This window comes from Curtobacterium sp. MCSS17_016 (assembly GCF_003234255.2).
Classification (GTDB): Bacteria; Actinomycetota; Actinomycetes; order Actinomycetales; family Microbacteriaceae; genus Curtobacterium; species Curtobacterium flaccumfaciens.
This window is the reverse complement of sequence record NZ_CP126255.1, coordinates 254,260-279,579: the sequence shown is the minus strand read 5'-3', so window position 1 is coordinate 279,579 and position 25,320 is coordinate 254,260. Positions and strand designations below refer to the sequence as shown.

At 66.6% G+C, this 25,320-nt stretch carries 26 protein-coding genes; 18 read left to right on the top strand and 8 right to left on the bottom strand.

Annotated elements, in window-relative coordinates; translation table 11 throughout:
- Window positions 1-14 precede the first annotated feature (14 nt).
- The 9 genes from DEJ19_RS20190 (at window position 15) to DEJ19_RS20150 (ending at window position 7,512) form a co-directional block, all read left to right on the top strand.
- Entirely contained in the window at window positions 15-1,214 is a 1,200-nt protein-coding gene (locus DEJ19_RS20190; protein WP_111231988.1) for a type IV pilus twitching motility protein PilT, read from the top strand.
- Window positions 1,211-1,744 carry an ATPase, T2SS/T4P/T4SS family gene (locus DEJ19_RS20185; protein WP_111231989.1) on the top strand — a complete coding sequence of 178 codons (534 nt, stop codon included), beginning with the start codon at window positions 1,211-1,213 and terminating at the stop codon, window positions 1,742-1,744. Before DEJ19_RS20190 ends, DEJ19_RS20185 begins: the two co-directional genes overlap by 4 nt.
- Before the next feature lie 17 nt (window positions 1,745-1,761).
- Window positions 1,762-2,214, top strand: coding sequence for a hypothetical protein (locus tag DEJ19_RS20180; RefSeq protein ID WP_111231990.1), 453 nt, complete (start codon window positions 1,762-1,764; stop codon window positions 2,212-2,214).
- Entirely contained in the window at window positions 2,211-2,585 is a 375-nt protein-coding gene (locus DEJ19_RS20175) for a hypothetical protein (RefSeq protein WP_111231991.1), read from the top strand. The genes DEJ19_RS20180 and DEJ19_RS20175 overlap by 4 nt, the downstream gene beginning before the upstream one ends.
- A gap of 87 nt (window positions 2,586-2,672) precedes the next feature.
- The gene (locus DEJ19_RS20170) at window positions 2,673-3,953 is read left to right on the top strand and encodes a type II secretion system F family protein (protein ID WP_181441425.1); all 1,281 of its coding nucleotides are present in this window, start codon (window positions 2,673-2,675) and stop codon (window positions 3,951-3,953) included.
- Window positions 3,953-4,408: a prepilin peptidase gene (locus tag DEJ19_RS20165; RefSeq protein ID WP_111231993.1), complete on the top strand. Its 456-nt coding sequence runs from the start codon at window positions 3,953-3,955 to the stop codon at window positions 4,406-4,408. The genes DEJ19_RS20170 and DEJ19_RS20165 overlap by 1 nt, the downstream gene beginning before the upstream one ends.
- A gap of 113 nt (window positions 4,409-4,521) precedes the next feature.
- On the top strand, window positions 4,522-5,004 hold the full coding sequence (locus tag DEJ19_RS20160; RefSeq protein WP_111231994.1) for a hypothetical protein: 483 nt from the start codon (window positions 4,522-4,524) through the stop codon (window positions 5,002-5,004).
- A gap of 76 nt (window positions 5,005-5,080) precedes the next feature.
- Window positions 5,081-5,902, top strand: coding sequence for a hypothetical protein (locus tag DEJ19_RS20155; RefSeq protein ID WP_111231995.1), 822 nt, complete (start codon window positions 5,081-5,083; stop codon window positions 5,900-5,902).
- Window positions 5,899-7,512: an RCC1 domain-containing protein gene (locus DEJ19_RS20150; protein WP_111231996.1), complete on the top strand. Its 1,614-nt coding sequence runs from the start codon at window positions 5,899-5,901 to the stop codon at window positions 7,510-7,512. The genes DEJ19_RS20155 and DEJ19_RS20150 overlap by 4 nt, the downstream gene beginning before the upstream one ends.
- Here the strand turns inward: DEJ19_RS20150 and DEJ19_RS20145 are convergent.
- From DEJ19_RS20145 to DEJ19_RS20130, 4 genes are all read right to left on the bottom strand, one after another.
- Window positions 7,509-8,699 carry a hypothetical protein gene (locus tag DEJ19_RS20145; RefSeq protein ID WP_111231997.1) on the bottom strand — a complete coding sequence of 397 codons (1,191 nt, stop codon included), beginning with the start codon at window positions 8,697-8,699 and terminating at the stop codon, window positions 7,509-7,511. The two genes, DEJ19_RS20150 and DEJ19_RS20145, sit on opposite strands and share 4 nt — an antisense overlap.
- 96 nt (window positions 8,700-8,795) lie before the next feature.
- The gene (locus DEJ19_RS20140) at window positions 8,796-9,455 is read right to left on the bottom strand and encodes a hypothetical protein (RefSeq protein WP_146250474.1); all 660 of its coding nucleotides are present in this window, start codon (window positions 9,453-9,455) and stop codon (window positions 8,796-8,798) included.
- A gap of 46 nt (window positions 9,456-9,501) precedes the next feature.
- Entirely contained in the window at window positions 9,502-10,809 is a 1,308-nt protein-coding gene (locus DEJ19_RS20135; RefSeq protein WP_258377322.1) for a Y-family DNA polymerase, read from the bottom strand.
- Window positions 10,802-11,230, bottom strand: a complete 429-nt coding sequence (locus DEJ19_RS20130) for a LexA family protein (protein WP_111231999.1) — start codon at window positions 11,228-11,230, stop codon at window positions 10,802-10,804. The genes DEJ19_RS20135 and DEJ19_RS20130 overlap by 8 nt, the downstream gene beginning before the upstream one ends.
- Before the next feature lie 143 nt (window positions 11,231-11,373).
- On the opposite strand from DEJ19_RS20130, the gene DEJ19_RS20125 reads away from it, so the two are divergent.
- Both DEJ19_RS20125 and DEJ19_RS20120 read left to right on the top strand, forming a co-directional pair.
- Entirely contained in the window at window positions 11,374-13,413 is a 2,040-nt protein-coding gene (locus tag DEJ19_RS20125; protein ID WP_111232000.1) for a hypothetical protein, read from the top strand.
- Window positions 13,414-13,426: 13 nt separating this feature from the next.
- A complete protein-coding gene (locus DEJ19_RS20120) occupies window positions 13,427-14,275 on the top strand; it encodes a hypothetical protein (protein ID WP_111232001.1) in 849 nt (282 codons plus the stop codon).
- A 4-nt stretch (window positions 14,276-14,279) separates the two neighbouring features.
- On the opposite strand, the gene DEJ19_RS20115 is transcribed toward DEJ19_RS20120, so the two are convergent.
- Window positions 14,280-15,251, bottom strand: coding sequence for an Ig-like domain repeat protein (locus DEJ19_RS20115; RefSeq protein ID WP_111232002.1), 972 nt, complete (start codon window positions 15,249-15,251; stop codon window positions 14,280-14,282).
- 129 nt (window positions 15,252-15,380) lie between these two features.
- Between DEJ19_RS20115 and DEJ19_RS20110 the strand changes: the two genes are divergently transcribed.
- The 6 genes from DEJ19_RS20110 to nrdF all read left to right on the top strand — a co-directional run bounded on the left by DEJ19_RS20110 (window position 15,381) and on the right by nrdF (window position 21,035).
- On the top strand, window positions 15,381-16,028 hold the full coding sequence (locus DEJ19_RS20110) for a 5' nucleotidase, NT5C type (RefSeq protein ID WP_111232003.1): 648 nt from the start codon (window positions 15,381-15,383) through the stop codon (window positions 16,026-16,028).
- A 169-nt stretch (window positions 16,029-16,197) separates the two neighbouring features.
- Window positions 16,198-17,001, top strand: a complete 804-nt coding sequence (locus DEJ19_RS20105; RefSeq protein ID WP_111232004.1) for a thymidylate synthase — start codon at window positions 16,198-16,200, stop codon at window positions 16,999-17,001.
- Between the two features lie 163 nt (window positions 17,002-17,164).
- The gene (nrdH, locus tag DEJ19_RS20100) at window positions 17,165-17,410 is read left to right on the top strand and encodes a glutaredoxin-like protein NrdH (RefSeq protein ID WP_111232005.1); all 246 of its coding nucleotides are present in this window, start codon (window positions 17,165-17,167) and stop codon (window positions 17,408-17,410) included.
- Window positions 17,410-17,823: a class Ib ribonucleoside-diphosphate reductase assembly flavoprotein NrdI gene (gene nrdI, locus DEJ19_RS20095; RefSeq protein ID WP_111232006.1), complete on the top strand. Its 414-nt coding sequence runs from the start codon at window positions 17,410-17,412 to the stop codon at window positions 17,821-17,823. Before nrdH ends, nrdI begins: the two co-directional genes overlap by 1 nt.
- Complete coding sequence (nrdE, locus tag DEJ19_RS20090) at window positions 17,820-19,967, top strand: class 1b ribonucleoside-diphosphate reductase subunit alpha (RefSeq protein ID WP_111232007.1); 2,148 nt, start codon at window positions 17,820-17,822, stop codon at window positions 19,965-19,967. The genes nrdI and nrdE overlap by 4 nt, the downstream gene beginning before the upstream one ends.
- 84 nt (window positions 19,968-20,051) lie before the next feature.
- Window positions 20,052-21,035, top strand: a complete 984-nt coding sequence (gene nrdF / locus DEJ19_RS20085) for a class 1b ribonucleoside-diphosphate reductase subunit beta (protein ID WP_111232008.1) — start codon at window positions 20,052-20,054, stop codon at window positions 21,033-21,035.
- 118 nt (window positions 21,036-21,153) lie between these two features.
- Here nrdF and DEJ19_RS20080 read toward each other — a convergent pair whose 3' ends face one another.
- Window positions 21,154-21,699, bottom strand: coding sequence for a hypothetical protein (locus DEJ19_RS20080; protein ID WP_111232009.1), 546 nt, complete (start codon window positions 21,697-21,699; stop codon window positions 21,154-21,156).
- Window positions 21,700-21,810: 111 nt separating this feature from the next.
- Between DEJ19_RS20080 and DEJ19_RS20075 the strand changes: the two genes are divergently transcribed.
- Window positions 21,811-23,472 carry a hypothetical protein gene (locus DEJ19_RS20075; RefSeq protein ID WP_111232010.1) on the top strand — a complete coding sequence of 554 codons (1,662 nt, stop codon included), beginning with the start codon at window positions 21,811-21,813 and terminating at the stop codon, window positions 23,470-23,472.
- A gap of 60 nt (window positions 23,473-23,532) precedes the next feature.
- Here DEJ19_RS20075 and DEJ19_RS20070 read toward each other — a convergent pair whose 3' ends face one another.
- Window positions 23,533-24,288, bottom strand: a complete 756-nt coding sequence (locus DEJ19_RS20070; RefSeq protein ID WP_111232011.1) for a DNA adenine methylase — start codon at window positions 24,286-24,288, stop codon at window positions 23,533-23,535.
- A 57-nt stretch (window positions 24,289-24,345) separates the two neighbouring features.
- Window positions 24,346-25,248 carry a hypothetical protein gene (locus DEJ19_RS20065; RefSeq protein WP_146250478.1) on the bottom strand — a complete coding sequence of 301 codons (903 nt, stop codon included), beginning with the start codon at window positions 25,246-25,248 and terminating at the stop codon, window positions 24,346-24,348.
- Window positions 25,249-25,320 lie beyond the last annotated feature (72 nt).

The following is a 25,320-nucleotide window of genomic DNA, read 5'->3' as shown; positions in this document are numbered from 1 at the left end:
CCATCAGGACCTTCATGTCGCAGCAGACTGCCACTTTTGACCCGATCTCCTTCGTCTCAGCGCTCGTTGACACGTACGGCGAGCAGGGTGCGTCCGACATCCACCTCACCCCGGACCGTGGTGTCTTCTTCGTTCAGGACAAGAAGACGATGCAGGTGCCGAACATGGGGCACCTGCCACCGGGCGTCATCGAAGCGGTCGTGAACAAGATCGTTCCCGGTGGCGTGGCACGACTGCAGGAGCTCGGGCAGGCGGGTGCGTCGTTCGACGCGAACCAGCTGCAGGGCATGGTGCGCAACGACGACGGCAGCCTCCGGCAGCGGTCGGCATTCCGTGGACGTGTTGCCGTCCGTCAGGGGTTCAACGGCATCAGCCTCACCATCCGCATCATCAGCCGTGACATCCCCACCGTGGAGAAGCTCGGCCTGCCGCGGTCGCTGGCGAAGACCATCGAACGACCCGACGGCCTGTTCCTGTTCGTCGGGCAGACCGGCTCCGGGAAGTCCACCAGCATCGCCGCGTTGGTGAACGCGATCAACCAGAACTGGGAGACGCACATCTACACGGCGGAAGCGCCCATCGAGTACGTCTACCCTCCGGGGAAGTCCCTCGTCACACAGCGTGAGGTCGGGATGCACGTGCCCACCTTCGCCGCCTCCATCGAGGACGCCAAGCGAAGCCACCCACGGATCATCGTCGTCGGAGAGATCCTGAACGCAGAGACTGCGCGGTCCGCGCTCCTCGCCGCAGCGTCCGGACACCTGGTCGTCTCCACGATGCACGCCGGCTCCACAGCCGAAGCGATCGACACGTTCATCTCCATGTTCACCTCCGACGAGCAGCCGCTGGTGCGCACGCAGCTCTCACAGGTGCTCCGGTGCATCGCCGTGCAGAAGCTGCTCGCGAAGAACGGCGGCGGCCTCGCCATGGCGCAGGAGATCGCGTTCAACACCCGCCAGTTCAGCCAACTCATCCTCGGCAACGGGGACCGGTCCGGCGACATGGTCCTCGTCCAGCAGTACCTGCTCGGCAACGGCCGGCAGGAGCAGATGGTCGCAATGGAGCACTCCCTCGTGAAACTCGTCCGCGACGGGTCCATCACCGAAGACGTCGCCCGCGCGAACTCCAGCGACCCGAAGATGATCGACGAACTCCTCGCAGCCGCAGAACTGCGGGAGCAGGACCAGCACCGCGGCGGGCGGGGCCGACGATGACACCCCTTCGACCGTTCATCGACCGCGAAGGCCTCATCATCGTCACCGGCCGCCCCGGCGCCGGGAAGAGCGCCACAGCACTCACAGCGGCGGGGGACTCTTGTCGCGCCGGCCGGGCCGCGTGGACCGTGGAGGAGCACCCGGCAGGGGAGTACCCCGGCCTCGTGCGCCTTCCCGCGCCGGTCGATGGCGCCTTCGATGACGTCAGCCGGACGTTGCTGCGCGCCGTTGCGGACGTCATCGTCCTCGATGACGTGTTCGACGCGCCTCGAGCCGCTTTCGCGACACGGCTTGCCCTCACCGGCCGGACCGTCGTCGCCGTGGTGTCCGCCTCCGACGTGCTCGAAGCGCTCGACTGGTTCACCGAACTCGCCACCCGCGACGACGCAACCGAACTCGGCGTGTACACCGCCGTCACCGCGGTCGTGCGAGTCGGCCCGACACCGGATGTGTTCGTGAACACCCGCGCGGCGACCGAAGCGCTCATCGCCGGCCGCCCAGCATCGGAAGTCCGCGCGGCGGGCGGGTAGCCGCACACATTCAAACCATGAGCGTTATCGACAGCAGTGGCAACCTGCACGGGCAGAACGGCCGCTTCACCGAGAAGAACAACACCGAGGCGACGGTGAGCCTCGACGCCTTCCGGGACGTACCAGCGGGACCCCGTACCCTCCGCGTACAGACCACGCCGGTGAGCGAGGGCTACGCGCTCGCGAACGCCGACAAGGACGGCATGTACACCGCGGTCCTCTCCGTCGATCGCTACTTCTACGCTGAGGCTGTGGACGCCGGAGACGGCGTGGACACCCTCACGGATGACCTCGCTGCACGACTCGTCAGCGACCTTTCTCCGTACAGCCTCAGCGAGAAGATCGTCGGCTACGACTACGACCGCGACGAAGTCCTCCTCGAAGTGAGCATGGACGTCGTCGCCTCCGCCGCCGAGAAGATCGCAGACGAAGGAGACTTCGACGACGACGGCAACTGGAACGGTGAATGACCACCGTCGACAGCCGCGGCAACGCCCATGACGGGGCCGGCCGTTTCAGCGAGCAGTGTCGCCCTGCTGCCGACGTGACGTTGACGTCGCGCGACGCCCTGCAAGCGAAACGGGACGCCCTTATCGCTGGCCGTCCAACGGCGCAGCTCATCCTCGACCTCCGCGAAGTCGAACGGCAACGTGCGACGCGGAACACCGAGGAGACGCGCATGGTCGCCGCGTGGCTGACCGACGAGCTGCTGACCCGACTCCCGGAAGTGCGAGAACGGGTGCACGCGTGGTTGGACGATGACGACAACCTCGACGACGAGCGCACAACCGGGCAGGTCATCGAGGACACCGTTCGGGACCTCGCCGCGGAGGGCAAATAGCCGCTCTGCTCGTTTCGCCGCATGGGAGTGAGTGAACCGGCGCGAACCCGTCCGCGCTGGGCCGACCACGGACCTTCCGGAGCACCCATGGCAGACGAGTTCTTCTCCCTCTTCGACGACAGTGCGGAGCAGTCGGATGTTCCCGACCTCCCCGCTGACGACGCCGCCCCTGCCGGGAAGAAGGCGAAGAAGACCTTCACCATCGGCGGCAAGAGCAAGAAGAAGGACCCGTCGGTCCTCATCGGCGCCAACGATGACACCAAGCTCCAACTCGACACCGGCGAGAAGCAGCCGAAGGTCACCATCGTCGGGAAGAAGTCCCGTCCGGACGACATCGCCGAGACCCTGGAGGACCTCGCGTCGATGCTCGAGTCCGGCGAGTCCGAGGACCGGGCGCTCCGCACCCTCGCGCATCACTACGCGAAGTACAACGTCGGGAAGGCCTACCAGCGTTCCGCTGACCTCATCGCTCGCGGTGAGACCATCAAGGCGGCGTTGTCCGCTCAGACGGACACGTTCCCACGCGTCGTCCGAGAACTCATCGGCGCAGCGTCCACCCCTCGGGACCTGCACCGCAACCTCCGCCGTGCCGCGGAGCTCATCGTCGAAGGCTCCGACATCCGGGCGCAAATCAAGGCAGCGCTGTTCAAGCCGATGTTCATGTTCGGCATCGTCATCACGTTCGTCATCGTCGCCGCGCAGTGGCTGCTGCCGACCGTCGCCGACGTGTTCACCAGCATCGGGTCGAAGACCCCGCCTGCGACGCAGGTGATGATCAGCGTCGGTGGTCAGCTCAAGTGGGCGTTCGTCGTCATCGCCGTCGTCATCCTGCTCTGGTTCGTCTACTGGTACGGGTTCGGCCGGAAGATCGAAGCGGTCCGTGTCTGGAAGGACCGGATGGCGATCCGCGCACCGCTCATCGGCCCCATCAACCAGATGCAGGCGGCCGCACGGTTCTCCGACGTCGTCTCCGTCTGTCTCGGCTCCGGTATCCCGGAGGTGGAAGCCCTTGAGATCGGCGCCCGCGCGTGCGGCAACGAGGCGCTGCAGGCACACGTTAACGACCACATCGGAGCGCAGAAGCTCGGCAACGCCGTGTTCGCGGACGTCGCCGACACCCCGCTGCTGCCGTGGAACTTCAAGAACCGCATCGAGGTGTCCCCGTCACCGCGTGAACGCGTGAAGGTCATGGCGGAGCTGGCGAAGATCTTCCACAAGAAAGCTCGCCGCCGCCTCAACACGTTCGCTGACCGTGTCGGACCCATCACGGAGATGATGGTGCTCGGCATCGCCGCGGTCGTGATCCTCGCCGTCGCCATCCCGGTCGCATCCTTCGCCCCGCAGATGATGGGCATGGTCGGCGGTTGATGCACGCGGCACTCACCTGGGCTGCGGCCCCGGTGAACGTGGTGCTGCTGTTCCTCATCGTCGCGGCGGTCATCGACGTGGCCGTGCAGTGGATCCCGGACACCCTCACGGCGGTAGCGGCCGGTGCGGTCGCCGCGTCGCTGTCCTACGCGGGCATCACCACGCATCAGGTCGTCGTCGGAGCGCTCTGCGGTCTCCTTGCGTTCCTGGTGTACCTCGAGCTCGGCGTCCGCGACATCTTCGGCGGCGGCGACGTGAAGCTGGTTCCCATCCCCGCGTTCATCCTCGGTGCTGTGCACCCGCTCCTCGCCCTGTGGTGGTTCACCGCGTCCATCGGACTGCAGGGAGCGCTGTCCATCGGGAATCGGGCGCTGAAGTTGCCCGCCGGTGTGCCACATCTGCCGGCGATGACGGTCACTTTCGCTGCCGCGTCCTGTTTCGCAGCGATCTTCTGACCACCCGTCGTTTTCGCCGCATGTCGATGGTCGCGGCACCAGCCAGGGTGTCGCACCTGACGGCCTCACTAGGGGGAGTCGGCCAGGTCACCCGGCTCACCAAGGAGAGACCCATGATCAGCAAGCACGCCGGACCGGTGCACGCCGTTCCACGCTTCCTCGACACGTACCGTTCCACGCTGCGAAGCCGGGACGGCATCGAGGTGTCCATCCCGAACATCATCGTCGCCGTCGCGGTCAGCATCGCGCTCATCGCCGGCACCATCCTCGGTGTCGTGTGGATCGTCCCGTGGACGCAGGACCAGGCGGCGAAGAGCCAGCTCGGGACCGTCCAGTCCGCCGAGCAGCTCTACTACGCGCAGAACAACGACTACGGCACGCTCGCCGAGCTGACGTCGAAGACCGCGTCGTCGAACAGCACCCTCGTCGGCGGCAAGGACAAGCTCGCCGTCAACGCGACCGCCGACGGGTACTGCGTCTACATCAAGTCGGACCACGGCACGTCCTTCTGGGCGACGGAGGCATCGACGAAGGTCCAGACGACCAACCCCGGCACCTCCGCCGGCGGAGCGACCTGCCCGACGACCGCCTCATGAGCCGGGCGCGGAGCGTCAGCACCCCGTTGACGCTCCGCGCCTCCTCACACCCTCAACCTCTGATCGGAGCCCACAGATGAACGCACGCCGCCTCATCAGTGGGCTCCGTTCGTGGCTCCGCGCGGACAAGGGCTCCATCGTCGAAGCGGTCGCTGCGACGTTCATCGTCGTCCTCGTCGGCACGATGATGGCCTACGGGGCGATGAACGACATGCGTCTCATCTCCGGCGTCACCGCGCAGACCGAACGGCAGAACGCCGTCGCCGCGTTCGCCGGCGAGCGGGACCGCCCGAACATCTGGGGCACTGCTGCGGCGCCGAAGATTCGCACCGTAGCCCTGCCATCCGAGGCGACGAAGAACACCAAGGCCGCGCTGTGGACGACGACGTCAGCTGCCGGCGTGACGTACTTCGCGTCGATGCCGAAGAGTGGCGACGTCGTAGACCCGGACAGCTGCCTGCTGTCCACCGCGAAGGACGGCCCGAACTGCACGGTCGCGAGCCAGTTCCAGGCCCTCACCGTGAACCAGCAGCTCCCCGGTGCCGTCGTCCGGAAGGACCCGTCCGGCAAGGAGTCAAAGGGTGCCGTCCACGCGGACGTAACCACCTCCACCGCCATCCCGCAGGAAGGCGTCGTCGCGTCGTTCGCACCGACCGGCACCGGCAAGACCGCGTGGCGGTACCTCGTGAAGGCCCGCGACGGGTTCGGCAACCCGTCCGGCACCCTCCGGTTCATCCAGAACGGCACCATCCTCGCCGACATCCCCACCGACGGGACGATGGACAACTACTTCGGCACCATCGTCACCACCGGCACCGGAACAGTGAAACTCGTCGTCGCCGACGACCCGAACGTCGTCAACACCGTCCTCATCTACGCCGCAGCAGGTAGCGCATGATCCGTCGCATCCACCAGTCCCTTCGACGCGACGGCGGCTTCGCCGACGTGTTCATCATCGGAATCGTCGGCGTCATGGCGCTGCTCGCGCTCGGCTTCGTCGCCATCAACTTCGCCTACCAAGCGGGCGCAGTCACCGCGACGAAGAGCCTCACCGCAGCGATCACGTCCCGCGCCGAGTCGTACGCCGGAACGCTGAACCAGAACCTCGCCGTGCCCGTCCTCCCGTCGCAGGCGCAACAGTGCACCGGGCAGCCGACGGTGTGCACCACCGTCACCGCGGACAAGGCCAACGGGCCCGACTCCCGCATCGTCAGCATCACTGCGGCCGCGCCGTACCACCAGATGACGATCACGCGGGACATGGAACTCAACGCGACGAACACAACCCACATCTCCGGGCTCGACTCCGCCGGAAACGCCACCTGGGTGAACTCGTCTGAGGGCGCGGCGTACAAGATCTGGGCTGTCGCCCGGTCGAGCATCGTCGGCGTTCCCGAGCCGGCGCAGTCCGGCCCCGTCCAGAAGAACTCCTGGAACTCCGTCTCCACTCGCGCAGGCGTCGACGCGAACGGCAAGCTGTGGGTGTGGGGCCCGAACAACGCCTGCCAGGCGGGCACAGGTGCCGCCACCCCATCCTGGGTCGCCCCGACAAAGCTGAACAGCGATGTCTCCTTCGTCTCCGTGACCGGCGACGACGACACACAGTTCGCGATGGACGCCGTCGGCAACGTCTACGCATGGGGGCGCAACGCCTCCGGACAGCTCGGCCTGGGAACCACCACCGATGTGTGCAGCCCGACGAAGATGACCGGCCACCACTTCATCGAGATCTCAACCGCCGCCGGCACCACGTTCGGCATCGACATCAACAAGAAGCTCTGGGCTTGGGGCAACGGCGCCGCCGGCCGTCTCGGCACCGGCTCCAGCCCGTCGGCCCAGGCCACCCCAGTGCAGGTCGCAGCATCGTCGAAGTTCGTCGCCGTCGCCACTTCCGGAGCCACCGGCTACGCCATCGACACGAACCTCAAGCTCTGGTCCTGGGGCAACAACGCGCAGGGGCAACTCGGCGTCGGCGACACCACGTCCACCACCACAGCGGCCGCCATCGGCGGCAGCACGAAGTTCACGCACGTCTCCGGCGGACGGCAGACGGGCTACGCCATCGACGCCTCCGGCGGCCTCTGGGCGTGGGGACTGAACAACGTCGGCCAGCTCGGCGACGGGACGACGACGAACCGCACCGCACCGGTCCGCATCGCCTCCGGCAGCGTCTACACCAGCGTCGCCGGCGGATACAGCCGCGCCTTCGCGGTGAAGAACACCGGTCAGCTGCAGGCGTGGGGCGACAACTCCGGCGGGCAACTCGGCAACGGCAACACCGGGAGCGTGAAGACGCCGACGACCATCCTGCCGTCCAGTCACTTCAACGAGGTGACCAGCATCCCGGATGAGAACGTCACCGTCGCCCGCGACTCCCGCCACGCCCTCTGGGCTGTCGGTCTCGCCAACGGCAGCCACGGCATCTGGGAGTCGAACGTCGCCGCGACGCAAGGCACACCACTGCGCATGCCGGCCCCAGCAGGGTTCGGCGACCCTGCCTGGAACTAGCCGCGGGTCAGGGTGTTCGCGCCGGGGCCCTGGAAGAACCAGATGCGGTCCTTCGTCGGGTTGTCACCGATAACCGGCTCCCCGTCGGTGAACCGAGGCGTGAAGTCCGCGCCGGGGGTCGGCGCCCCAGCTGGGCAGTAGAGGACGTTCGCGCCGCCACCGTCCATGTAGGTCGCTGACCCGAGGAGGCACTCGCCGCGAGATTCAACGAACGACAGGTCGGCGTTGAACGTCACATCGCGGCCGCCGGCGATCTCGACGCAGTCCGTGCTGGACTGCCCTTCCGGGCACCACCTCCCGTTGATGTCCGCCCAGTCAGCGGTCGCCGCCTGCTTCGTCTCAGACGGTGACGGTGTCGCTTGCACGTCGGCGGGCTTCGTCGTCGCGGTTTCCTCGAGCTTGCGAGCACCGAAGGTGGGGAAGTCGTCACTCTCCGCGCCGGGAAGGATTTGGAACGCCCCACCGACTGTCGCACCGTCGCCGGCCGTCCCGGCGACCTGGTACTTGTCCTTGTTGAGCGACGCTGCCCACTGGTCGACGATCGATTTTCCGTCGGGGTAGCCCTTCACGAGAGTGAAGTTGTACGTCGGGTGCTTCCAGTCGATGCCGTTCTTCGGGTCGTAGCTGAACTGAGCGAACGCGTACTGCAGCGGTGCGTCCTTCGGGAACGGGAGCGCTGCCCATTCGGAGGGGAGCTTGACGGCTTTCTCCGAATCGAGCACGCCCGGTTCTACGGGTGAGCCCCAGCCGTGCCCGTTGATGAAGAGCGTGCTGCCGTCTTCGTTGTACTGCACGGACGCCTTCATGTGCGGCTCGGCGCTCTTGAGAACCTGATCCTTGTCTGGGTCGCGCTGCACACCCCAGGTATCGGCGCTGCTGTTCAACCAGGCGTCGGCATCGTCGCGGCTGACCGATGGGACGGTCACCTCGCCGAAGATGAGCACGCCGTCGAACCGGATCTTGAACGAGGCGTTGCTGGTGTCCCCGTTCGGGACTGCGGGGATGTCCCATGACTCTGGGTAGGTCAGCTTCCCGACTTCGCTGACGGTTTCCGCCTTCGGCGATGCGGCCTTCGCTGGCTTATGGCTGGCGGCGCTGGTGTCGCTAGCACCGGTGCTGCAGCCGGTGAGGAGCAGCGCGGTGGCCGCGACGGCGGTGAAGATGGTGGCGAGGGGAGAGCGCCGCATTCTGGTTGTCCTTCGAGTCGGTTCGGGTCCGGCTCGAGGGAGCGCGCTTCATGTTCGGCGCCCCCCGCGCCGGCCATGAGCCTATCTCGAATCAGCTCACCAGTCGTCGCCGCCGTGGATTGTTTCGTGGACGTCGTCCCGGAACCCCCACGTGGCGTCTTCTCCGGCGAGGACGGCTGCGGCGACGAGGTACCCGCGCTGGGAACCGGCGTTCTGCGCCCACTGCACCTGTGACGCCCATTCGTCCCGGTCGGACTTCGCCGCACGCTTCGTCGTCGCGGCGGTGAGCGCCGCGTCAGCGAGCTCGTGAACACCGGCGCCGCGGTCGTTGTGTTCATGGAGCTTCTCGCTCATGAGGGTGGTGACCGCTTCGCGGAACCCTGCGGCGAACTGCTTCCCACGTTCGGAGGTGTCGGCATCGGCGAGGGCGAGCCAGGTTCGGGCGTCCGCGGTGCGCGCCCTGCCGGGTACTGCGCGGGCGAGGTTGCTGTCATCGGTGATGCGGGTGACGTACCAGTCGAGGAGCCCGCTCTCGTACGGGTTGAGCGCAAGCAGGTGCACGCGGTAGTCCGGGTCGATGCCGTCGAGCTGCCCCGTCAACCGGCTCTCATGCGGTGCGTGGCCGCTGCCGATCGTGAACCGAGGCGGCGTGGCGAGGGCGTCGCCGACGCTGTCAGGGCGGTTTGCGGCGGTGAAGCGCCCACCGTTCGGGGTGCCCTCCGGGGCATGCGGTCGGCCGTTGGCGTCGATGGTCATGATCATGAAGTGTGCGGCGCGGTGCTGAGCCCCGGGCTCGGACCGGTCATTTCGCGTGGACGAGTGCGAGTTCATCCCAGTGGGTGGTTGCCCGTTTCGACAGCCGTTCTCGTTTCATCGACCAGATGGGCGCTCCCTTCACGCCGGCAAGGCCGAGTCCGATGCTGCTTGAGCCGAACTTCCGCCCGACGTCATCGACGAGTTTCCCAAGGCCGCGCTGGTCGTGGAGTGGCACGAAGGCGTCGAGGGGAGTGTCGGCGCCGACGGGACGGATCCCGGCGAGCATCACGCCGGCGCGGACGTATCGGGCTCCTTCTCGTACGCGTGGCATGAGTGCTGCGGTGGCCGCTTTCACCATCTCGACTGGGTCGTCGGTGGGTACGGAGAATGCCGCGCCGGCAGCAGCCGACTCGTACGGATGCGTTGGATCGTACGGTGAGGTCGACGCGAAGCAGGTCATCGTGCGGGCGACCGAGTGCTGCTTCCGGAGGCGACCCGCAGCGCGCTGGGCGTACACGGACAGCACTCGCTCCATGTCGCTGCGGGTGGTGACGGGGGTGTCGAAGGAGCGGGAGAACATGATCTGCTCTCGCGTGGTCGATGGTGGCTCGAGGGGCAGGCAGTCCACGCCGCGGAGTTCGTAGACGGTGCGTTGCATGACGACGTTGAACTTCTTCCGGATGAGACCCGGGTCGGCGGCGCGGAGGTCGGCGATGGTGTGGATGCCGAGTTCGGTGAGCCGCTTCTTCGTCCGCCCGGCAACGCCCCAGACCTCGTCGGTGGGGAGCGATTCGAGGATGCGGGTCACCTGCTGCGGTGTGTACAGGTCGAGGTTCGCGACCCCGCCGAGCGACGGGGTGCGTTTCGCGCCGTGGTTGGTGAGTTTCGCGAGCGTCTTCGACGAGGCGATACCAACGGACACGGGGATGCCGACGTGTTTCAGCACCGCCGCCCGGATGACGCGCGCCTGCTCGGTCAACTGCTCGACGGTCCCACGGAGGCCGAGGAACGCTTCGTCGATGGAGTACGTCTCCTGCCAGGCGGAGTACCGGGCGAGGAGTTCCATGACCCGCCGGCTGATGTCGCCGTACAGCTCGTAGTTGCTGCTGCGGTACTCGAGCCCCCAGGCGGGTGCTTGCGCGGCGAGTTTGAACCACGGGTCGCCCATCTGGATGCCGAGCGCTTTCGCTTCGGCGCTGCGGGCGACGACGCAGCCGTCGTTGTTGGACAGCACGACGACGGGTCGACCTTCGAGGGTGGGGTCGAAGAGCCGTTCGCAGGACACGTAGCAATTGTTCATGTCCACGAGGGCGATGCGCCGGCGGGGCGTGTCCGGGTCGGTCTGCTCAGACACGGTGGAGGCACCGGGTGACGACGCCCCAGATGCTCAGTTCAGACAGTGTCGGAACGGCGATGTCGGGGTAGGCGGGGTTGTCGGCTTGCAAGATGACGGTGCCGGTACCGGTGAGGCGCAGCCGTTTGATGGTGAGCTCGCCGTCGAGGACGGCGACGATGACGTTGCCGTCGCGCGCGGTCAGGGACCGGTCGACGATGACTTCGTCACCGTTGCTGATGCCGGCGTGTTCCATGCTGTCGCCGGCGACGCGGACGACGAACGTGCTGGTTGCGTCCTTGATGAGGTGCAGGTTCAGGTCGATGGGGCCGTCGTAGTAGTCCTGCGCGGGGGAGGGGAAGCCGGCGCTCACACCGGTGAGGGCGAGGAGGGCAAGGTCGCTCACCTCCCGCTGGGGAGCGAGGGCGACGACGGTCAGCATGTCGGCCAGTGTAAGCCGCCATCGAACGTGTGTTCGAACCGAAGTGTCGGGGTGCGCTCATCCGCGCGTGTCGCTTGATCCGCCGCATATGCCCTGCTCGACAGCCGCACACATAGTCGGCGAACGAGAAGAGGTGACACCGAATGCACATCTGGTCCCGCAAGATCAGCCGCGTCCTCGCGGACAAGTCCGGCATGGAGACATCCGTGGCCGAGCTGATGGTCTCCACCATCGTCAAGGTGGCAGTCACCGCATCGCTCGCCGCCATCATCGGCGGTGTGACGATGTTCTCCGCGATGGCGAACGCGTCCACCCAGAACAGCAGCGCCTACCAGACCAGCGACCTGCAGTTCGCGAAGGCCGTCCACGCAGCAGACCGAGTCATCGGCTACAACGACGGCGCCGTCGCCCTGCTCAGCAAGTCCGGCGCGACCTGCAGCATCGACCTCTGGCACGGTGTCGCCGACGGCAGCACCATCACCCTCCACGAGGAGCGACGGACCGACGCGCGCAGCTGCGACCTCATCTCCGGCATCTCCCTCACCCCGGGAGCGAAGACCACCGAGAAGGTCAGCGGCCTGAGCTCGGCGACGTTCGACTACGAGAACATCGGCGGACGCGTCATCACGTTCAACGCGTCCGGCACCCCGACGCTCGACACCGCAGAGACGCAGCCGGACGACGTCGTAGACAGCGACTGGAACGACCCGCGACCGTACAAGGTCGACCTCGCGCTCAAGAGCAACGGGTCGAACCTGACCGCGTTCTCGAAGAACTCCGTCCTCACCGGCTACACGAAGATCGTCAACGCCACGCAGGCTGTCTCCACCCCCGGGTCACTGCGGTTCGTCCCATCCGGCACCCCAGTGCCGGCAGCGGTCAACGTCGTCAACGTCGCTCGCTCCACCACCACCGGCGCCGTCGTCGGCGGTGTCCGCGAGGGCATCAGCGTCACCTTCACCGGTGCGCAGTGCTCGGACAACACCCCGTCAACGGTGGTGACGAAGTTCTCCACGACGACACCGAGCGGCGTCCCCGACGTCAGCAGCACACAGACCCTCGTTCTCGACGGCAAGGCCACCCAGTTTGAACTCGCCAACGTCAAGAACGGCGCACAGGGTGTCGTGTCCATCAGCGCCGTCTGCGGCACCGACGGCGAATCCACGCAGGGCTCCCAGCCGTACACGCAGGATCTGCCTGACCCGACGGTCACCGCAACGGAGCAGAGCCCGTTCTCGACCCACAAGCTGACGTGGAACAAGGTCTCGTCCCTGCCCACGGTCTTCACCGGTTCCTGGACCGGTAACGACGGCACCGAAGGCACGATCGACGCGACGAGCGCCCTCACCACGAAGGTCGTCCACCCGGCGTACAGCACCTACGGCGTCACCGACCGTTACACCATCGTCGCGAACGTCTCCGGCATCACCAGCGAAGGCTCCGACAAGATCGGGCACGCTTGGCCGACCATCCCAACCGCGACGAACTTCACGCGGACCGAGAAGTCGGTGAGCCCGGTGCAGGAGAACATCCGATGGGGCTACAACACCACCTGCCCGACCGGCACCACGCTGTACACCCAGTACATCGAGGACCGCACCGGCCAGGCAAACGGCTCCATCAGCACAGCCGTTCGCGCGAACAGCGGGTTCAAGCGGAACCTCAACGGCTACACCTGGGCACCGTCCTACGCCCTCCAGGGCTACAAGTACGGCATCCACGTGGAGTCGCAGTGCGTCATCAACAGCACCGGTGACGCCAGCAGCACTCGCAGCGCCGTGTTCGACTTCCAGACCGGGATGAGCACACCCGGCCGGCCGACCTGGGCGTCGTACAACGTCAACGGCTACAACAACAACGCGAAGAACACCCACGTGACCAAGAGCTCCCGGTGCACGCAGTCCGCGGACGCCTGCGGCTACTGGCTCATCGTGACGTACAACGCGTACTGCCCAGCAGGGTCCGTGGTCGTCGGCACCCACTTCAAGAGCCTCGGCTGGCCGAACGAAGACCCGGCCCTGCGCGGCCCGTTCGAGCACGAGTGGGGCTACAAGGACTACTGGCAGGGCACGAACCAGCCGGAGCAGGTCACGTACTCGGAGGGGTGGTACTCCTGCCAGACTCCGTGGGGCATCAAGCGCAGCAACGTCTCCGGCAACGACACCCTGACCGTCAACCCGTAACCGGAAGCGAAGCGTGAAGCACCTCCGCAAGATCGGCGCAGTGTTCGGGCGGCCCACCCTCTCCGGGTGGGCCGCCATCGCCGCCGCGATCGCCATCATCATCGGCGGCATCGCCCTCCTCGTCTACCTGAACGGCTCCGACGAGGACGACGCCCAGAAGGCGGACGTCATCACCGCGCCGCATGCGGTCGCCACTGCCACCGCCGAACCCACTACCTCGAGCTCCCCGGTTCCAGGAGGCGGCGCGACCGTCTTGCCGAAGCCGTCGGATCGGCAGCAGGAGGCGGCGGCGCCACTGGGAACGTCGGAGAACCACGCCGGCCCGACCGCCGCTGAACAGAAGCCGTGGACATCCCCAGACCAGCCGCAGGTCCCCTCGAAGAGCACGCAGACGTTCGGCGAGGACGCCCTCTTCGACTCGTCCGTCTCCCAGTCACAGGTGGCGAACGAGGGCACGGTCCCGAAGGGCGGCGGCACCGCGTCATCCAAGACGACGATGAACTCCGACAGCATCGGCCGGCAACTCTCCAGCGACGTCTCTGCCACCCGCGACACCGGCTCGCTCATCCCCGTCAAGCAGGACGCCTGCCTCGAGGACTGGGTGAAGGGGCACATCCACGACTACGACCGGGCCGGCGGGTTCACCGTCACGAACATCTGCGGTCACCCAGCGGTCGCTCTTGGCGGTGCCGCCGGCATCGAGTACAACACCCTTCGCGGACGTGTGAACGCCGCCAGTGCTCCCGCTGGGGCAAAGGACATCGTCTACGGCAACCACCCGTACCTGAACGCCTCAGCGGCGTACACAGGCTCCGGGAAGGACAACAACGGCACGACCCTCATCGTCGTCACCGTGCCGTAGGACCTCAGATTCGACGGCGCCGCCGCACGAGCACTGCCAGCGCAGCACCAGCGGTCAGAAGGCTCACGGACAGGGCAACGCCCGGCCACGGGTCAGCGCCCGTGTAGGCGAGTTCGCCGCGGCCCGCGGACGCCCGCTGCTGCCCAACTGAGGCGGTAGATGACGTCGGTACGGCAGTGGGAGCTGCAGCCACCTGCGTCGCACTGGGCACCGGCTGCGCGGGCGGGTCAGCAACCGCGGCCGGGCCTCGCGCGTACACCTGCCGCGCTCCGGTCTCAGACACCGCGTACTGGTCGTCGCCGGCGAACCGGGCGACGATGACGTGCTCCCCCGGCGGGACCGTCGCCGTGATCGTGGCCTTGCCATTCCGCAGTGCGCCCACGCCGAGGTAGTAGCGGTTGCCGTACCAGTCGTAGGTGGACAGCTCCACTCGACCGGTGCTGCCGGCGCTCGGGCTCACCGAGATGATGTACGGGTACGGCACCCCTCCGACGGCGTCCGTCGGCATCGTCAGTGTCGTAGTCGTCGCGGTACGAACCGGTTCCGGAGCGATGTCGAACTCGAACCGGCCGCTGACGGCGGCGGCGAGCGTCGCCGTCTCCGGTGTGTACACCTGCGCCCAGTGATGTCCGGCCGGCGCTGTCACCGTGGCCACCCAGAAGTTGTTGGGTGACTCCCAATAGCCGGGGGTGAAATCCCCGACGTCCGTGCGTACAACGATGTCTTCGAGTCTTGCCCCGTCTGTCGCCGGAGTGACCCTGAACCGGATGTTCGCCGGCTCGGGTGCCACCGCCGGTTCGAGAAGGTCCACCGTGATGGTCGGGGTGACCTTCGCGGCCGTGGACGCCGTTGCCGGTGCGGACGGTTCCGGGGCTGCCGCGTTCGCCGCGCTGACTGACGCAACAGCCGGGACGAGGCCGAGACCGGCGATGAGGGCGAACGTCGCGGCGACGTGCCGACGGCGACGAGCATGCATGGGTGACTCCGCGTTCGGGGAAGGGTCGGGCCCCGACCAACGTGAAACCTAGCATCGCTCACAGTCGCGCCGGAATCCCCGCGAAGAGGGACACCCCAGGTCGCGTCGCACACCGCGCATAGAGAGACCATGACCGACCTCAACGACTACCGCGAGCAGTTCGCTGCGTTCGCTGCAGCAACCGGCCGCGCGCCGGTCGTCCTCGTCGACATGGACGACGTCCTCGTGGACTTCGGCGCCGGCCTGTACGACCGCTTCCTCATCGACAACCCCGGCCACCACATCAAGACGCCGGAGGAGCGCGACAGCTTCGACCTGTTCGGCGGGGAGACGGACGACCACAAGGCCCGCCTGATGGCGGCGATGAACCACCCGGAGCTGTACGCGTCCCTCAAGCCGCTGCCCGGCGCGTTCGACGCTCTGCACCAGATGATCGACCTCGGCATCAACGTCCGCATCTGCACCGCCCCGTGGGCGACGAACCCGACGTGCGCCTCGCAGAAGCTGACCCAGCTCGAGGCACTCGGCGGCCCGTTCTTCGCCAACCGAGCCATCATCTCGAAGGACAAGACGTTCGTCTTCGGTGACCTCCTCATCGACGACCGCTCCGGCGTCACCGGCGCCATCCCACCGGCATGGAGGCAGCTGCTGTTCACCCAGCCGCACAACCGCCTCGACACCGTCCTGCCGCGCCTGGCCGGCTGGGACGGCTGGGAGGACACCGTCCTGCCGATGCTGGCCGAGGTGCTCGCCGAGAAGGCAGCCGTCACCGCCTGACGGCCCGAACCGTCACCCGAGAACGACCCGTCACCGCACCGGTGACGGGTCGTTTCCCGTTCCGCCCCGCTCATCTGACACCCGCCGCATAGGAGCGGGAGCCGGCACGTCCGGACGCTCAGCAGCGTCCGCGTCACATCCGCTGCCGGAACCAGTTCAGGGAGCGCACGTGACAGCACCAACACCGTACGAGGACCTTCTCCGCGACGTCCTCACCACCGGCTCACACAAGTCGGACCGCACCGGCACCGGAACGCGCAGCGTCTTCGGCCGACAGATCCGCTACGACCTGTCGAAGGGGTTCCCGCTCCTGACGACGAAGAAGGTCCACTTCAAGTCCGTCGCCATCGAACTGCTCTGGTTCCTGCAGGGCTCGACGAACGTCACCTGGTTGCAGGAGAACGGCGTCCGCATCTGGAACGAGTGGGCGGACGAGAACGGCGACCTGGGCCCCGTCTACGGGCACCAGTGGCGCTCCTGGCCCGACCACGACGGCGGGACCATCGACCAGATCCAGCAGGTCATCGACCAGCTGAAGACCAACCCCGACTCGCGACGCATCATCGTCTCCGCGTGGAACCCGGCGGACGTGCCCGACATGGCGCTCCCGCCGTGCCACGCCCTGTTCCAGTTCTACGTCGCCGACGGCAAGCTCTCCTGCCAGCTGTACCAGCGGTCCGCAGACATGTTCCTCGGCGTGCCGTTCAACATCGCCTCCTACGCGCTGCTGACCCACATGGTCGCTCAGCAGACCGGGTACGAGGTCGGGGAGTTCATTTGGACCGGCGGTGACACCCACATCTACGACAACCACCTGAACCAGGTGAACGAGCAGCTCAGCCGCGACGTCCGCCCGCTCCCGCAGCTGGTCATCAACCGGAAGCCGGAGTCCATCTTCGACTACCAGTTCGAGGACTTCGACGTCGTCGGCTACGACCCGCACCCGCCCATCAAGGGCACTGTCGCCGTCTGACTTCTGCCGCATGTCCTTCCTCACGCCCACCCGACAGCAGGGCGCGAGGAAGGCAGACGGCGTGTCGGGAGCACTGCTCCCGCGCACACCTTCGTTACCACCTCACCACCCCGAACAGCGCCCTCGGCCGACAGCCGGCGACGCCCACACCAGAAAGAAGACCATGGCCGTCACCGTCTACTCCAAGCCCTCCTGCGTCCAGTGCACCGCCACGTACCGCGCCCTCGACAACAAGGGCGTCATCTACGACGTCGTCGACATCACCCAGGACGAGAAGGCATACGCCTTCGTTGCCGGCCTCGGCTACAAGCAGGCACCCGTCATCGTCACCGACGACGACCACTGGTCCGGGTTCAACCCCATGAAGATCGGCGCCATCCCCGCGGAGAGTGCACTCGTCGCGGCCTGATGGCCCGCCTCATCTACTTCTCGAACCCCTCCGAGAACACCCACCGCTTCATCGAACGACTCGGCCTCCCCGCAGACCGGATGCCAATCCGCGCCGGCGACAACCCGCTGACCGCAACGGAACCGTACGTCCTCATCGTCCCCACCTACGGGGCCCGAGCGGAACGGAAGATTCCCACCCAGGTTGCCCGGTTCCTCAACGACCGGGGCAACCGCTCGCTCCTCCGAGGCGTCATCGCCTCCGGCAACGCCAACTTCGGCGATGAGTTCTGCGCCGCAGGACACCAAATCGCCTCGAAGTGCCACGTGCCGCTGCTGTACCGGTTCGAAATCGCCGGCACACCCGAAGACCACACCCGAGTCCGCGACGGACTCACCCAGTTCTGGACCAATCAGGAGACCACCGCACCGTGACCACACCAACCCCCGTCGAGATCCCCAACGTCCGGTCGAAGGACTACCACTCGCTCAACGCGCTGCTGAACCTCTACGACGCCGACGGGAACATCCAGTTCGGCGCCGACAAGGAAGCCGCCCGCCAGTACTTCCTCGAGCACGTCAACACCCACACCCGCTTCTGGAACACGTTCGAGGAGCGCATCGACTACCTCATCGAGAACGAGTACTACGAGAAGGCGATGCTCGACCAGTACGACTTCGCGTTCGTGAAGGACCTCACCAAGCAGGCCTACGCCGTGAAGCACCGCTTCGAGTCGTTCCTCGGCGCGTTCAAGTACTACACGAGCTACACCCTCAAGTCGTTCGACGGCAAGCGCTACCTGGAACGGTTCGAGGACCGCATCGTCATGACCGCGCTCACCCTCGCAGCCGGCAACGAGAAGCTCGCCCGCGACCTCGTCAACGAGATGATCTCCGGCCGCTTCCAGCCCGCAACTCCGACATTCCTCAACGCCGGCAAGGCCCAGCGCGGTGAGCTCGTCTCCTGCTTCCTCCTCCGCGTCGAGGACAACATGGAGTCCATCAGCCGCGGCATCAACTCCGCCCTGCAGCTCTCCAAGCGCGGCGGCGGTGTCGCCCTCAACCTCTCCAACATCCGCGAGACCGGCGCCCCGATCAAGCAGATCGAGAACCAGTCGTCCGGCATCATCCCCGTGATGAAGCTCCTGGAGGACTCGTTCTCCTACGCCAACCAGCTCGGCGCACGCCAGGGCGCCGGCGCCGTCTACCTGTCCGCGCACCACCCGGACATCATGAAGTTCCTCGACACCAAGCGTGAGAACGCCGACGAGAAGATCCGCATCAAGACGCTGTCGCTCGGCGTCGTCGTCCCCGACATCACGTTCAAGCTCGCCGCGAAGAACGAGGACATGTACCTCTTCTCCCCGTACGACGTCGAGAAGTTCTACGGCATCCCCTTCGGCGACATCTCCGTCACGGAGAAGTACCAGGAGATGGTGGACAACCCCGCCATCAAGAAGACCAAGATCAGCGCCCGCGAGTTCTTCCAGACCGTCGCCGAGCTGCAGTTCGAGTCCGGCTACCCGTACATCGTGTTCGAGGACACGGTGAACAAGGCGAACCCGATCAAGGGCCGCATCAACATGTCGAACCTGTGCTCCGAGATCCTGCAGGTCAACACCCCGACGACGTACCACGAGAACCTCAACGTGGACGTCGTCGGCAAGGACATCTCCTGCAACCTCGGCTCGCTGAACATCGCCCTCGCGATGGACGGCGGCAACCTCGGCAAGACCGTCGAGACCGCCATCCGCGGCCTCACTGCCGTGTCGCAGCAGTCGCACATCTCCGCCGTGCCATCCATCGAGAACGGCAACGACCAGTCGCACGCCATCGGCCTCGGCCAGATGAACCTCGCCGGCTACCTCGGCCGCGAGCGCATCCACTACGGCTCCGAGGAAGGCATCGACTTCACCAACATCTACTTCTACACGGTGCTGTTCCACGCGCTGCGCGCGTCGAACCTCATCGCCAAGGAGCAGGGCGAGACGTTCGCCGGGTTCGAGGACTCGAAGTACGCGTCGGGGGAGTTCTTCGACAAGTACACCGACCGTGAGTGGAAGCCCGCCACCCAGCGCGTCGCCGACCTGTTCGCCAACGCCGGCATCGCCATCCCGGACCAGGACGACTGGCGCAAGCTCAAGCGCGCCGTCGCCAAGCACGGCATCTACAACCAGAACCTGCAGGCCGTCCCACCGACCGGGTCCATCTCGTACATCAACAACTCGACGTCGAGCATCCACCCCATCGCGTCGAAGATCGAGATCCGCAAGGAAGGCAAGCTCGGCCGGGTCTACTACGCCGCTCCGTTCATGACGAACGAGAACCAGGAGTACTTCCAGGACGCGTACGAGGTTGGCCCGGAGAAGATCATCGACACGTACGCCGCGGCCACGCAGCACGTGGACCAGGGCCTGTCCCTCACGCTGTTCTTCAAGGACACCGCCACCACCCGCGACGTCAACAAGGCGCAGATCTACGCCTTCCGGAAGGGCATCAAGTCCATCTACTACATCCGCATCCGCACCACGGCACTCGCCGGCACGGAAGCGGAGGGCTGCGTCTCCTGCCAGCTCTGACCTGAACAGGTCCCAACGGGGCGCCGGCATAGAGCCGGTGCCCCGTTCCCACCCCTCCACGACTTCAACCACGGAAGACACCGCATGACCGACGAGAAGCAGAACCTGCTCACCCGCCCCATCAACTGGAACAAGATCGACGACGACTTCGACCTGCAGCTCTGGAACAAGCTCACCGAGCAGTTCTGGCTCCCGGAGAAGGTGCCGCTGTCCAACGACGTCCAGTCGTGGGCGACCCTCACCGACGAGGAGAAGACCCTCACCATGCGGGTGTTCACCGGGCTGACGCTCCTCGACACCATCCAGGGCACCGTCGGTGCCGTGTCGATGATCCCCGACGCGCTCACCCCACACGAGGAAGCGGTGCTGACCAACATCTCCTTCATGGAGTCGGTCCACGCCCGGTCGTACTCGTCGGTGTTCTCCACCCTTTGCTCGTCCCGCGACATCGACGAGGCGTTCCGCTGGTCGGAGGAGAACCCGTACCTGCAGAAGAAGGCCGAGATCGTCCTCGACCGGTACCGCGGCGACGACCCGCTGAAGAAGAAGATCGCCTCGACCCTGCTCGAGTCGTTCCTGTTCTACTCCGGCTTCTACCTGCCGTTCTACTGGTCCTCGCGCGCGAAGCTGACGAACACCGCCGACCTCGTCCGCCTCATCGTCCGCGACGAGTCCGTCCACGGCGTCGCCATCGGCTACTGGTTCCAGCGGGCCCTGAAGCTGGAGACCCCGGAGCGTCAGGAGGAGCTGAAGGGCTACGCGTACGAGCTCCTCATGGACCTCTACGACAACGAGGTCAAGTACGCCGCGGACCTCTACGACAGCGTCGGCTGGACGGAGGACGTGAAGAAGTTTATGCACTACAACGCCAACAAGGCGTTGATGAACCTCGGCTACGACCCGCTGTTCCCGGAGAACATCACCGACTTCGACCCGGCCATCCGCTCCGCCCTCGACCCGACCGGCGGGGAGAACCACGACTTCTTCTCCGGCTCCGGCTCGTCCTACGTCATCGGGAAGACCGAAGCGACCGAAGACTCCGACTGGGACCTCTTCGACGAGGACTAGGCACCGTCCCGCGAGATCCGCGTTTCGCACAGGGCCAGTTGCTCTCCCAAAGGGGTATCTGCGCCACCCGCCCCGCTGTCACCACGACGGCGGGGCGTTCGGCGTTGCCGGCGACGAATTAGCTCACCGACCCGTGCCGGTTTCGCGTCGCCTGGTACAGGGTGACGATCACGAGGACGGCCGCGCCAAGGAAGCACAAGCCCGCCAGCGCGAGGCAGACGATGTCACCTGCATCGGGTTGCCATGCCATCACGTGGGTGTGGCACCGAAATCCCAGAGACGTTTTCGTGCAGTCCCCTTCGTAGACCAAGTCCTGGGCGAGCCCTTGCTGGAGCGCGGTGTATCCCAGGCCGAGGAGCACTACGAGCGAAGCCGTCCAGGCGAACATCACGCCGAGGGCCGAGGTGAGAGGCATCGTTGCGAGTGTCTCGCGCGCCGGCAGGGTTGTGACGGAACCGTCAACGGGACTGCGGGATGACGAACGTTCGCGGCGGCGTGCATCGAACTCCTGCCGGAGGGCCCGCTCATCAGCAAGCAGAGCCTCGGCGCGTTCGGCCGAGATAGGCGGATTGAGGCGCCGCCGCACCACCCTGTTGCGGACCTGCTGCGCGAAGCGACGAAAGTCCTCGTCCTCGGCAGCAAACGTCGGCTGAGCGTCACTCACCCCAGCACCATAGCGTCGCGCCGGCGGAGCGTTCGCTGTACCAGGGCACCAGATCGTGTCGCCCTCCGCCCATAGGATCAGCGAACCGACCAACACCACCACGGGGGAACGATGACGCTGGCCGACGACCCGAACACGCCGGAAGCGCTGCAACAGCGCATCACCGAGCTCGAGCACAACATCGCGATGACGCGCCGCGCGAAGGCAACCGCCGCCGCACGCGCAGCGCACCCGGACGTCTGGGCGATCGTCCTCAGCCCGCCGGAGGGCATCGAGGAGGTCTTCACCGGGATGCCCACCGACGACCAGGCGTGGCTCCGTGACCGCGCGGAGGAACTCGCCTCCAAGCCAGGCGAGCCCACCAACAGACTCCTGCTCACCGACGGCACCGCCGCCGACGATGCCGAACGCGCAGCCGCGATTGTCGCGCTCTTCCCCGACGGCTACTTCACCGACACTGTGGACGAAGTGCTCCCCGGCGTTCCGACCGCCGACGTACTCGCGACCCTCGGGTGGCCGGCTCTGACAACCGTCACGGACGAAGAAGCCGCTCACGACCGCGACGCCGTCGCAGATGAACGTAGCTACGACACCTACGCCGGCGCCCGTGAAAGCCTCGCCGACGCGCTCACGGCGACACTCAGCCTCGCCCGGACCCCCGGCGAGGACGAGGACCTGGTGGCCGCGGAACGTGAGCTGGAAGCGCTCCGCACGACACTGCGGACGACAACCGGGCTCGGTGTCACCAACCAAGTGCTGGAACTCTTCCCCGCCGCGACCAACTACACCGTCGGCTACGCCGGCACCGACGTCGTCCTCGTCGCAGTGGGAACGTCGAAGGGACGCGTCTTCTACATCGAGGACGACCCCGACGAGGCTCCGATGCTCGCCGTCGGAAGCAGCGTCGACCTCGACGGTGAAGACATCGACCTCTCCGCAGAGTGGTTCAGCCCACTCACGGGAGAGCGCATCACCCACGGCACCACCGTCGTGGTTGAGGACGTGTACCCGCGGGTCGGTGACGCTGCGACCCTCGATGAGCTGACTGCTCGCGGCCAGGTCAGCCGACGCTGGGCGCGGCACCTCGGTAGCCGCTGGCACAGCCTCGTGGACACCCGCCTCGCAGGCGGGGCCCGCTCCTGGTGGGAGAGCGACGTCACGACATTCATGGGCCTCGGCATGGGGGTGTTCAACAAAGCGATGACGAACCATCTGTGCGCCGTCGTCAACATCAGTCCATCCGAGAACACGGGCCTGCTCTCCGGATCCCGATACGCGCACCTCACGGAAGGCAAGCGTCTCGGCGGCCGCAGCATCGACGTCGTCATCGCTAACTTCGACGACGCCGACGAGTCATGGAAGGCTGTCGCAGCCGTCGAAGCGAAGTTCGGAGCGATGGTGCACGGCGACCAGGACTACTGCGCCGACAAGCACCACGGGCTCTACTCGAACCAGATCATCTGCTACCCGGCCGGATGCACCCACGACGACCTGTACGCGCCGAAAGAGGGCAGTGTCGGCGGTATCCCGTTCGTCTGGCTCTCCGACATGACCTCAACCGACGTCAGCGATGCACGGAACGCCATCCTGCCGACTGAAGTCGCGAAGTGGCCTCACCTTGAGACGCCGATGAAGTTGCAGCAGGAAGCCTCGAAGCTGTGGACGACCACGACCTGGACGACGCTCCGGAGCGCGGTCGCTCATGACCTCACCACCGCCGGCTTCGACCAGCCTGTCGTGACAGCGTTGACGCGGGCGCTCGAGAACCGCTGACGCCGACGTTGAACACCCCACCTGCTGCGATGCGGGTGGAGTGTTCGCGGTCTCGGGTGCTTACTTCCCGGTGGTGCCCTTCGGGATGACGGTGAGGGCTTCGCTGTCGCCGGGTCGGGCGCCGTTGACGCGCATCTTGCGTACGGCGTGGACTTCGAAGCCGTGCTTCTCGATGTTGGCCTGCCGGTCGAAGAGGAGCACGTCGAACTTAGCGGTGAGCTCGGCGACCCGCGTCCAGTAGGCCTCGTAGTCGAAGCCGTTGCCGTTGTACGCGGCCTGGGACCCTTCGTACGGCGGGTCGAGGACGACGATGACGTTGTCCCCGAGGGCGGCGATGTCAGCATCGGTGATGTCGAGGTAGGACTGGTTGCGCACGTCGGGCGCAAGTTCCCGCCACCGTTCGAGGGCGCGTTCGTAGGCGGGGCGAACGTGGAACTCGTTCTTCTTGTTCTTCGCCGGGTCCGGGCCGCCCTTCGCGGGGACGTTGTAGCCGTTCTTCGAGTAGCGGAACACACCCGAGTACGACAGCGACTGCAGCGCGTACGCGTGACGCCACCAGTCCGGCTCGGACCGCAGCCGGTAGTAGTCGGCACGCGTGAAGGTCTCCGGCACTTCCTGCTCGTCGAAGCGGGAGAGGATGCGGGCGACCACGGGGTCGAGGTCTACGAGGAGAGCCTTCGATGCGAGGTTGGCGGAGAGGATGGCGGAGCCAGCGAAGAGCTCCACGAAGGGGCGGCCGGCGAGGGGCTGCAGCGTCGGCAGCCAGTGGCGCTTGCTTCCCACGTAGGACGGCAGGAAACGGACGTCGTCTGTCATGCCGTGCCTATGCCGACTGCCGCAGATCAGCGGGTCGGTCTGGCACCGGCGGTGCCGTCAGAGGTAGTGCGTCCAGGTGGCGCCGTTCAGCAGGGCCGAGCGGTCTGCGTCTCGTTCCATCGCTGCGACGGACCCGAAGTGGGCGATGGTTCCTGCGCGACCGCCGTACGCACGGGCCTGGAGGATGTGCATGTACTCGTGGATGCAGACTGAGGCGACCCGGGCTGCCGGGATCCGGTCCAGGTCCACGTAGATGTGCTGCGCGTCGAGGTCGGTGCCGGCGTAGTGGCCCTGGGCGACGCCGGGGCCGTAGGAGACGCCGGTGAACCCGAAGCGGTCGAAGGTCTGCTGGGCGATGTCGAGCTTCGACGAGGTTGCTGGCGCCGCCTCCGGCTGCTGTGCCGGCGGTGCCGGTGCGGCGGCTGCGGCCGCGTGTTCGACGTCGGGTGACTCGACTGCCGCCGCTGCCGCCGGTTCCTGGCCCTTTGGAGCCGCCACCTCTGCGTCCTCGAGGCGATCCGTGTCGTCGTTCACCAGTCGTTGCGTCTCGACCACGGTGGCGACTTCGTCGGTCAGGGATACCTGGTCGAGCGCTCGGTCGAAATCACCCAACCGCCAGAACAGGACTCTGTCGATGTCGTCGCCGGTGTTCTGCCTTGCAGTTCTGCGGGCCGCGCTGCCCGCTTCGACCAGCGCGTCGCGGGCGCGACTGAGCTGCACGAGCTGTTGACGCAGGTCGTCCACGACCACCGGACTCGCCGTCGTCGTGTTCACGCCCGCAACCGCTTCCTGGCCCGCGGAGTGAGTCAGCCCTGCCTCTTGTGCGAGGTGCTCGCCAGCGGCGACGTCATCGAGCACACGCTGCAGCGCCACCTCATGCCGCGCGGCCGCGTCCTTCGCCTGACGGTCGACGAGCAGGCCGAGGCCGGTCAGGGACACCACCGCGGAAGCGACTGACACAGCTGCTGCCGCAGTTGTCACCCGATGGGCGGCGCTCTGACGTCTGGTCACGCCCGCATCTATGCGGCGTCG

Bases quoted from the DNA above. Each gene is read 5' to 3' on its own strand.
- DEJ19_RS20190 (WP_111231988.1), top strand. From the start codon at position 15: ATGTCGCAGCAGACTGCCACTTTTGACCCGATCTCCTTCGTCTCAGCG.
- DEJ19_RS20185 (WP_111231989.1), top strand. From the start codon at position 1,211: ATGACACCCCTTCGACCGTTCATCGACCGCGAAGGCCTCATCATCGTC.
- DEJ19_RS20180 (WP_111231990.1), top strand. From the start codon at position 1,762: ATGAGCGTTATCGACAGCAGTGGCAACCTGCACGGGCAGAACGGCCGC.
- DEJ19_RS20175 (WP_111231991.1), top strand. From the start codon at position 2,211: ATGACCACCGTCGACAGCCGCGGCAACGCCCATGACGGGGCCGGCCGT.
- DEJ19_RS20170 (WP_181441425.1), top strand. From the start codon at position 2,673: ATGGCAGACGAGTTCTTCTCCCTCTTCGACGACAGTGCGGAGCAGTCG.
- DEJ19_RS20165 (WP_111231993.1), top strand. From the start codon at position 3,953: ATGCACGCGGCACTCACCTGGGCTGCGGCCCCGGTGAACGTGGTGCTG.
- DEJ19_RS20160 (WP_111231994.1), top strand. From the start codon at position 4,522: ATGATCAGCAAGCACGCCGGACCGGTGCACGCCGTTCCACGCTTCCTC.
- DEJ19_RS20155 (WP_111231995.1), top strand. From the start codon at position 5,081: ATGAACGCACGCCGCCTCATCAGTGGGCTCCGTTCGTGGCTCCGCGCG.
- DEJ19_RS20150 (WP_111231996.1), top strand. From the start codon at position 5,899: ATGATCCGTCGCATCCACCAGTCCCTTCGACGCGACGGCGGCTTCGCC.
- DEJ19_RS20145 (WP_111231997.1), bottom strand. From the start codon at position 8,699: ATGCGGCGCTCTCCCCTCGCCACCATCTTCACCGCCGTCGCGGCCACC.
- DEJ19_RS20140 (WP_146250474.1), bottom strand. From the start codon at position 9,455: ATGACCATCGACGCCAACGGCCGACCGCATGCCCCGGAGGGCACCCCG.
- DEJ19_RS20130 (WP_111231999.1), bottom strand. From the start codon at position 11,230: ATGCTGACCGTCGTCGCCCTCGCTCCCCAGCGGGAGGTGAGCGACCTT.
- DEJ19_RS20125 (WP_111232000.1), top strand. From the start codon at position 11,374: ATGCACATCTGGTCCCGCAAGATCAGCCGCGTCCTCGCGGACAAGTCC.
- DEJ19_RS20115 (WP_111232002.1), bottom strand. From the start codon at position 15,251: ATGCATGCTCGTCGCCGTCGGCACGTCGCCGCGACGTTCGCCCTCATC.
- DEJ19_RS20110 (WP_111232003.1), top strand. From the start codon at position 15,381: ATGACCGACCTCAACGACTACCGCGAGCAGTTCGCTGCGTTCGCTGCA.
- nrdH (WP_111232005.1), top strand. From the start codon at position 17,165: ATGGCCGTCACCGTCTACTCCAAGCCCTCCTGCGTCCAGTGCACCGCC.
- nrdI (WP_111232006.1), top strand. From the start codon at position 17,410: ATGGCCCGCCTCATCTACTTCTCGAACCCCTCCGAGAACACCCACCGC.
- nrdF (WP_111232008.1), top strand. From the start codon at position 20,052: ATGACCGACGAGAAGCAGAACCTGCTCACCCGCCCCATCAACTGGAAC.
- DEJ19_RS20075 (WP_111232010.1), top strand. From the start codon at position 21,811: ATGACGCTGGCCGACGACCCGAACACGCCGGAAGCGCTGCAACAGCGC.
- DEJ19_RS20070 (WP_111232011.1), bottom strand. From the start codon at position 24,288: ATGACAGACGACGTCCGTTTCCTGCCGTCCTACGTGGGAAGCAAGCGC.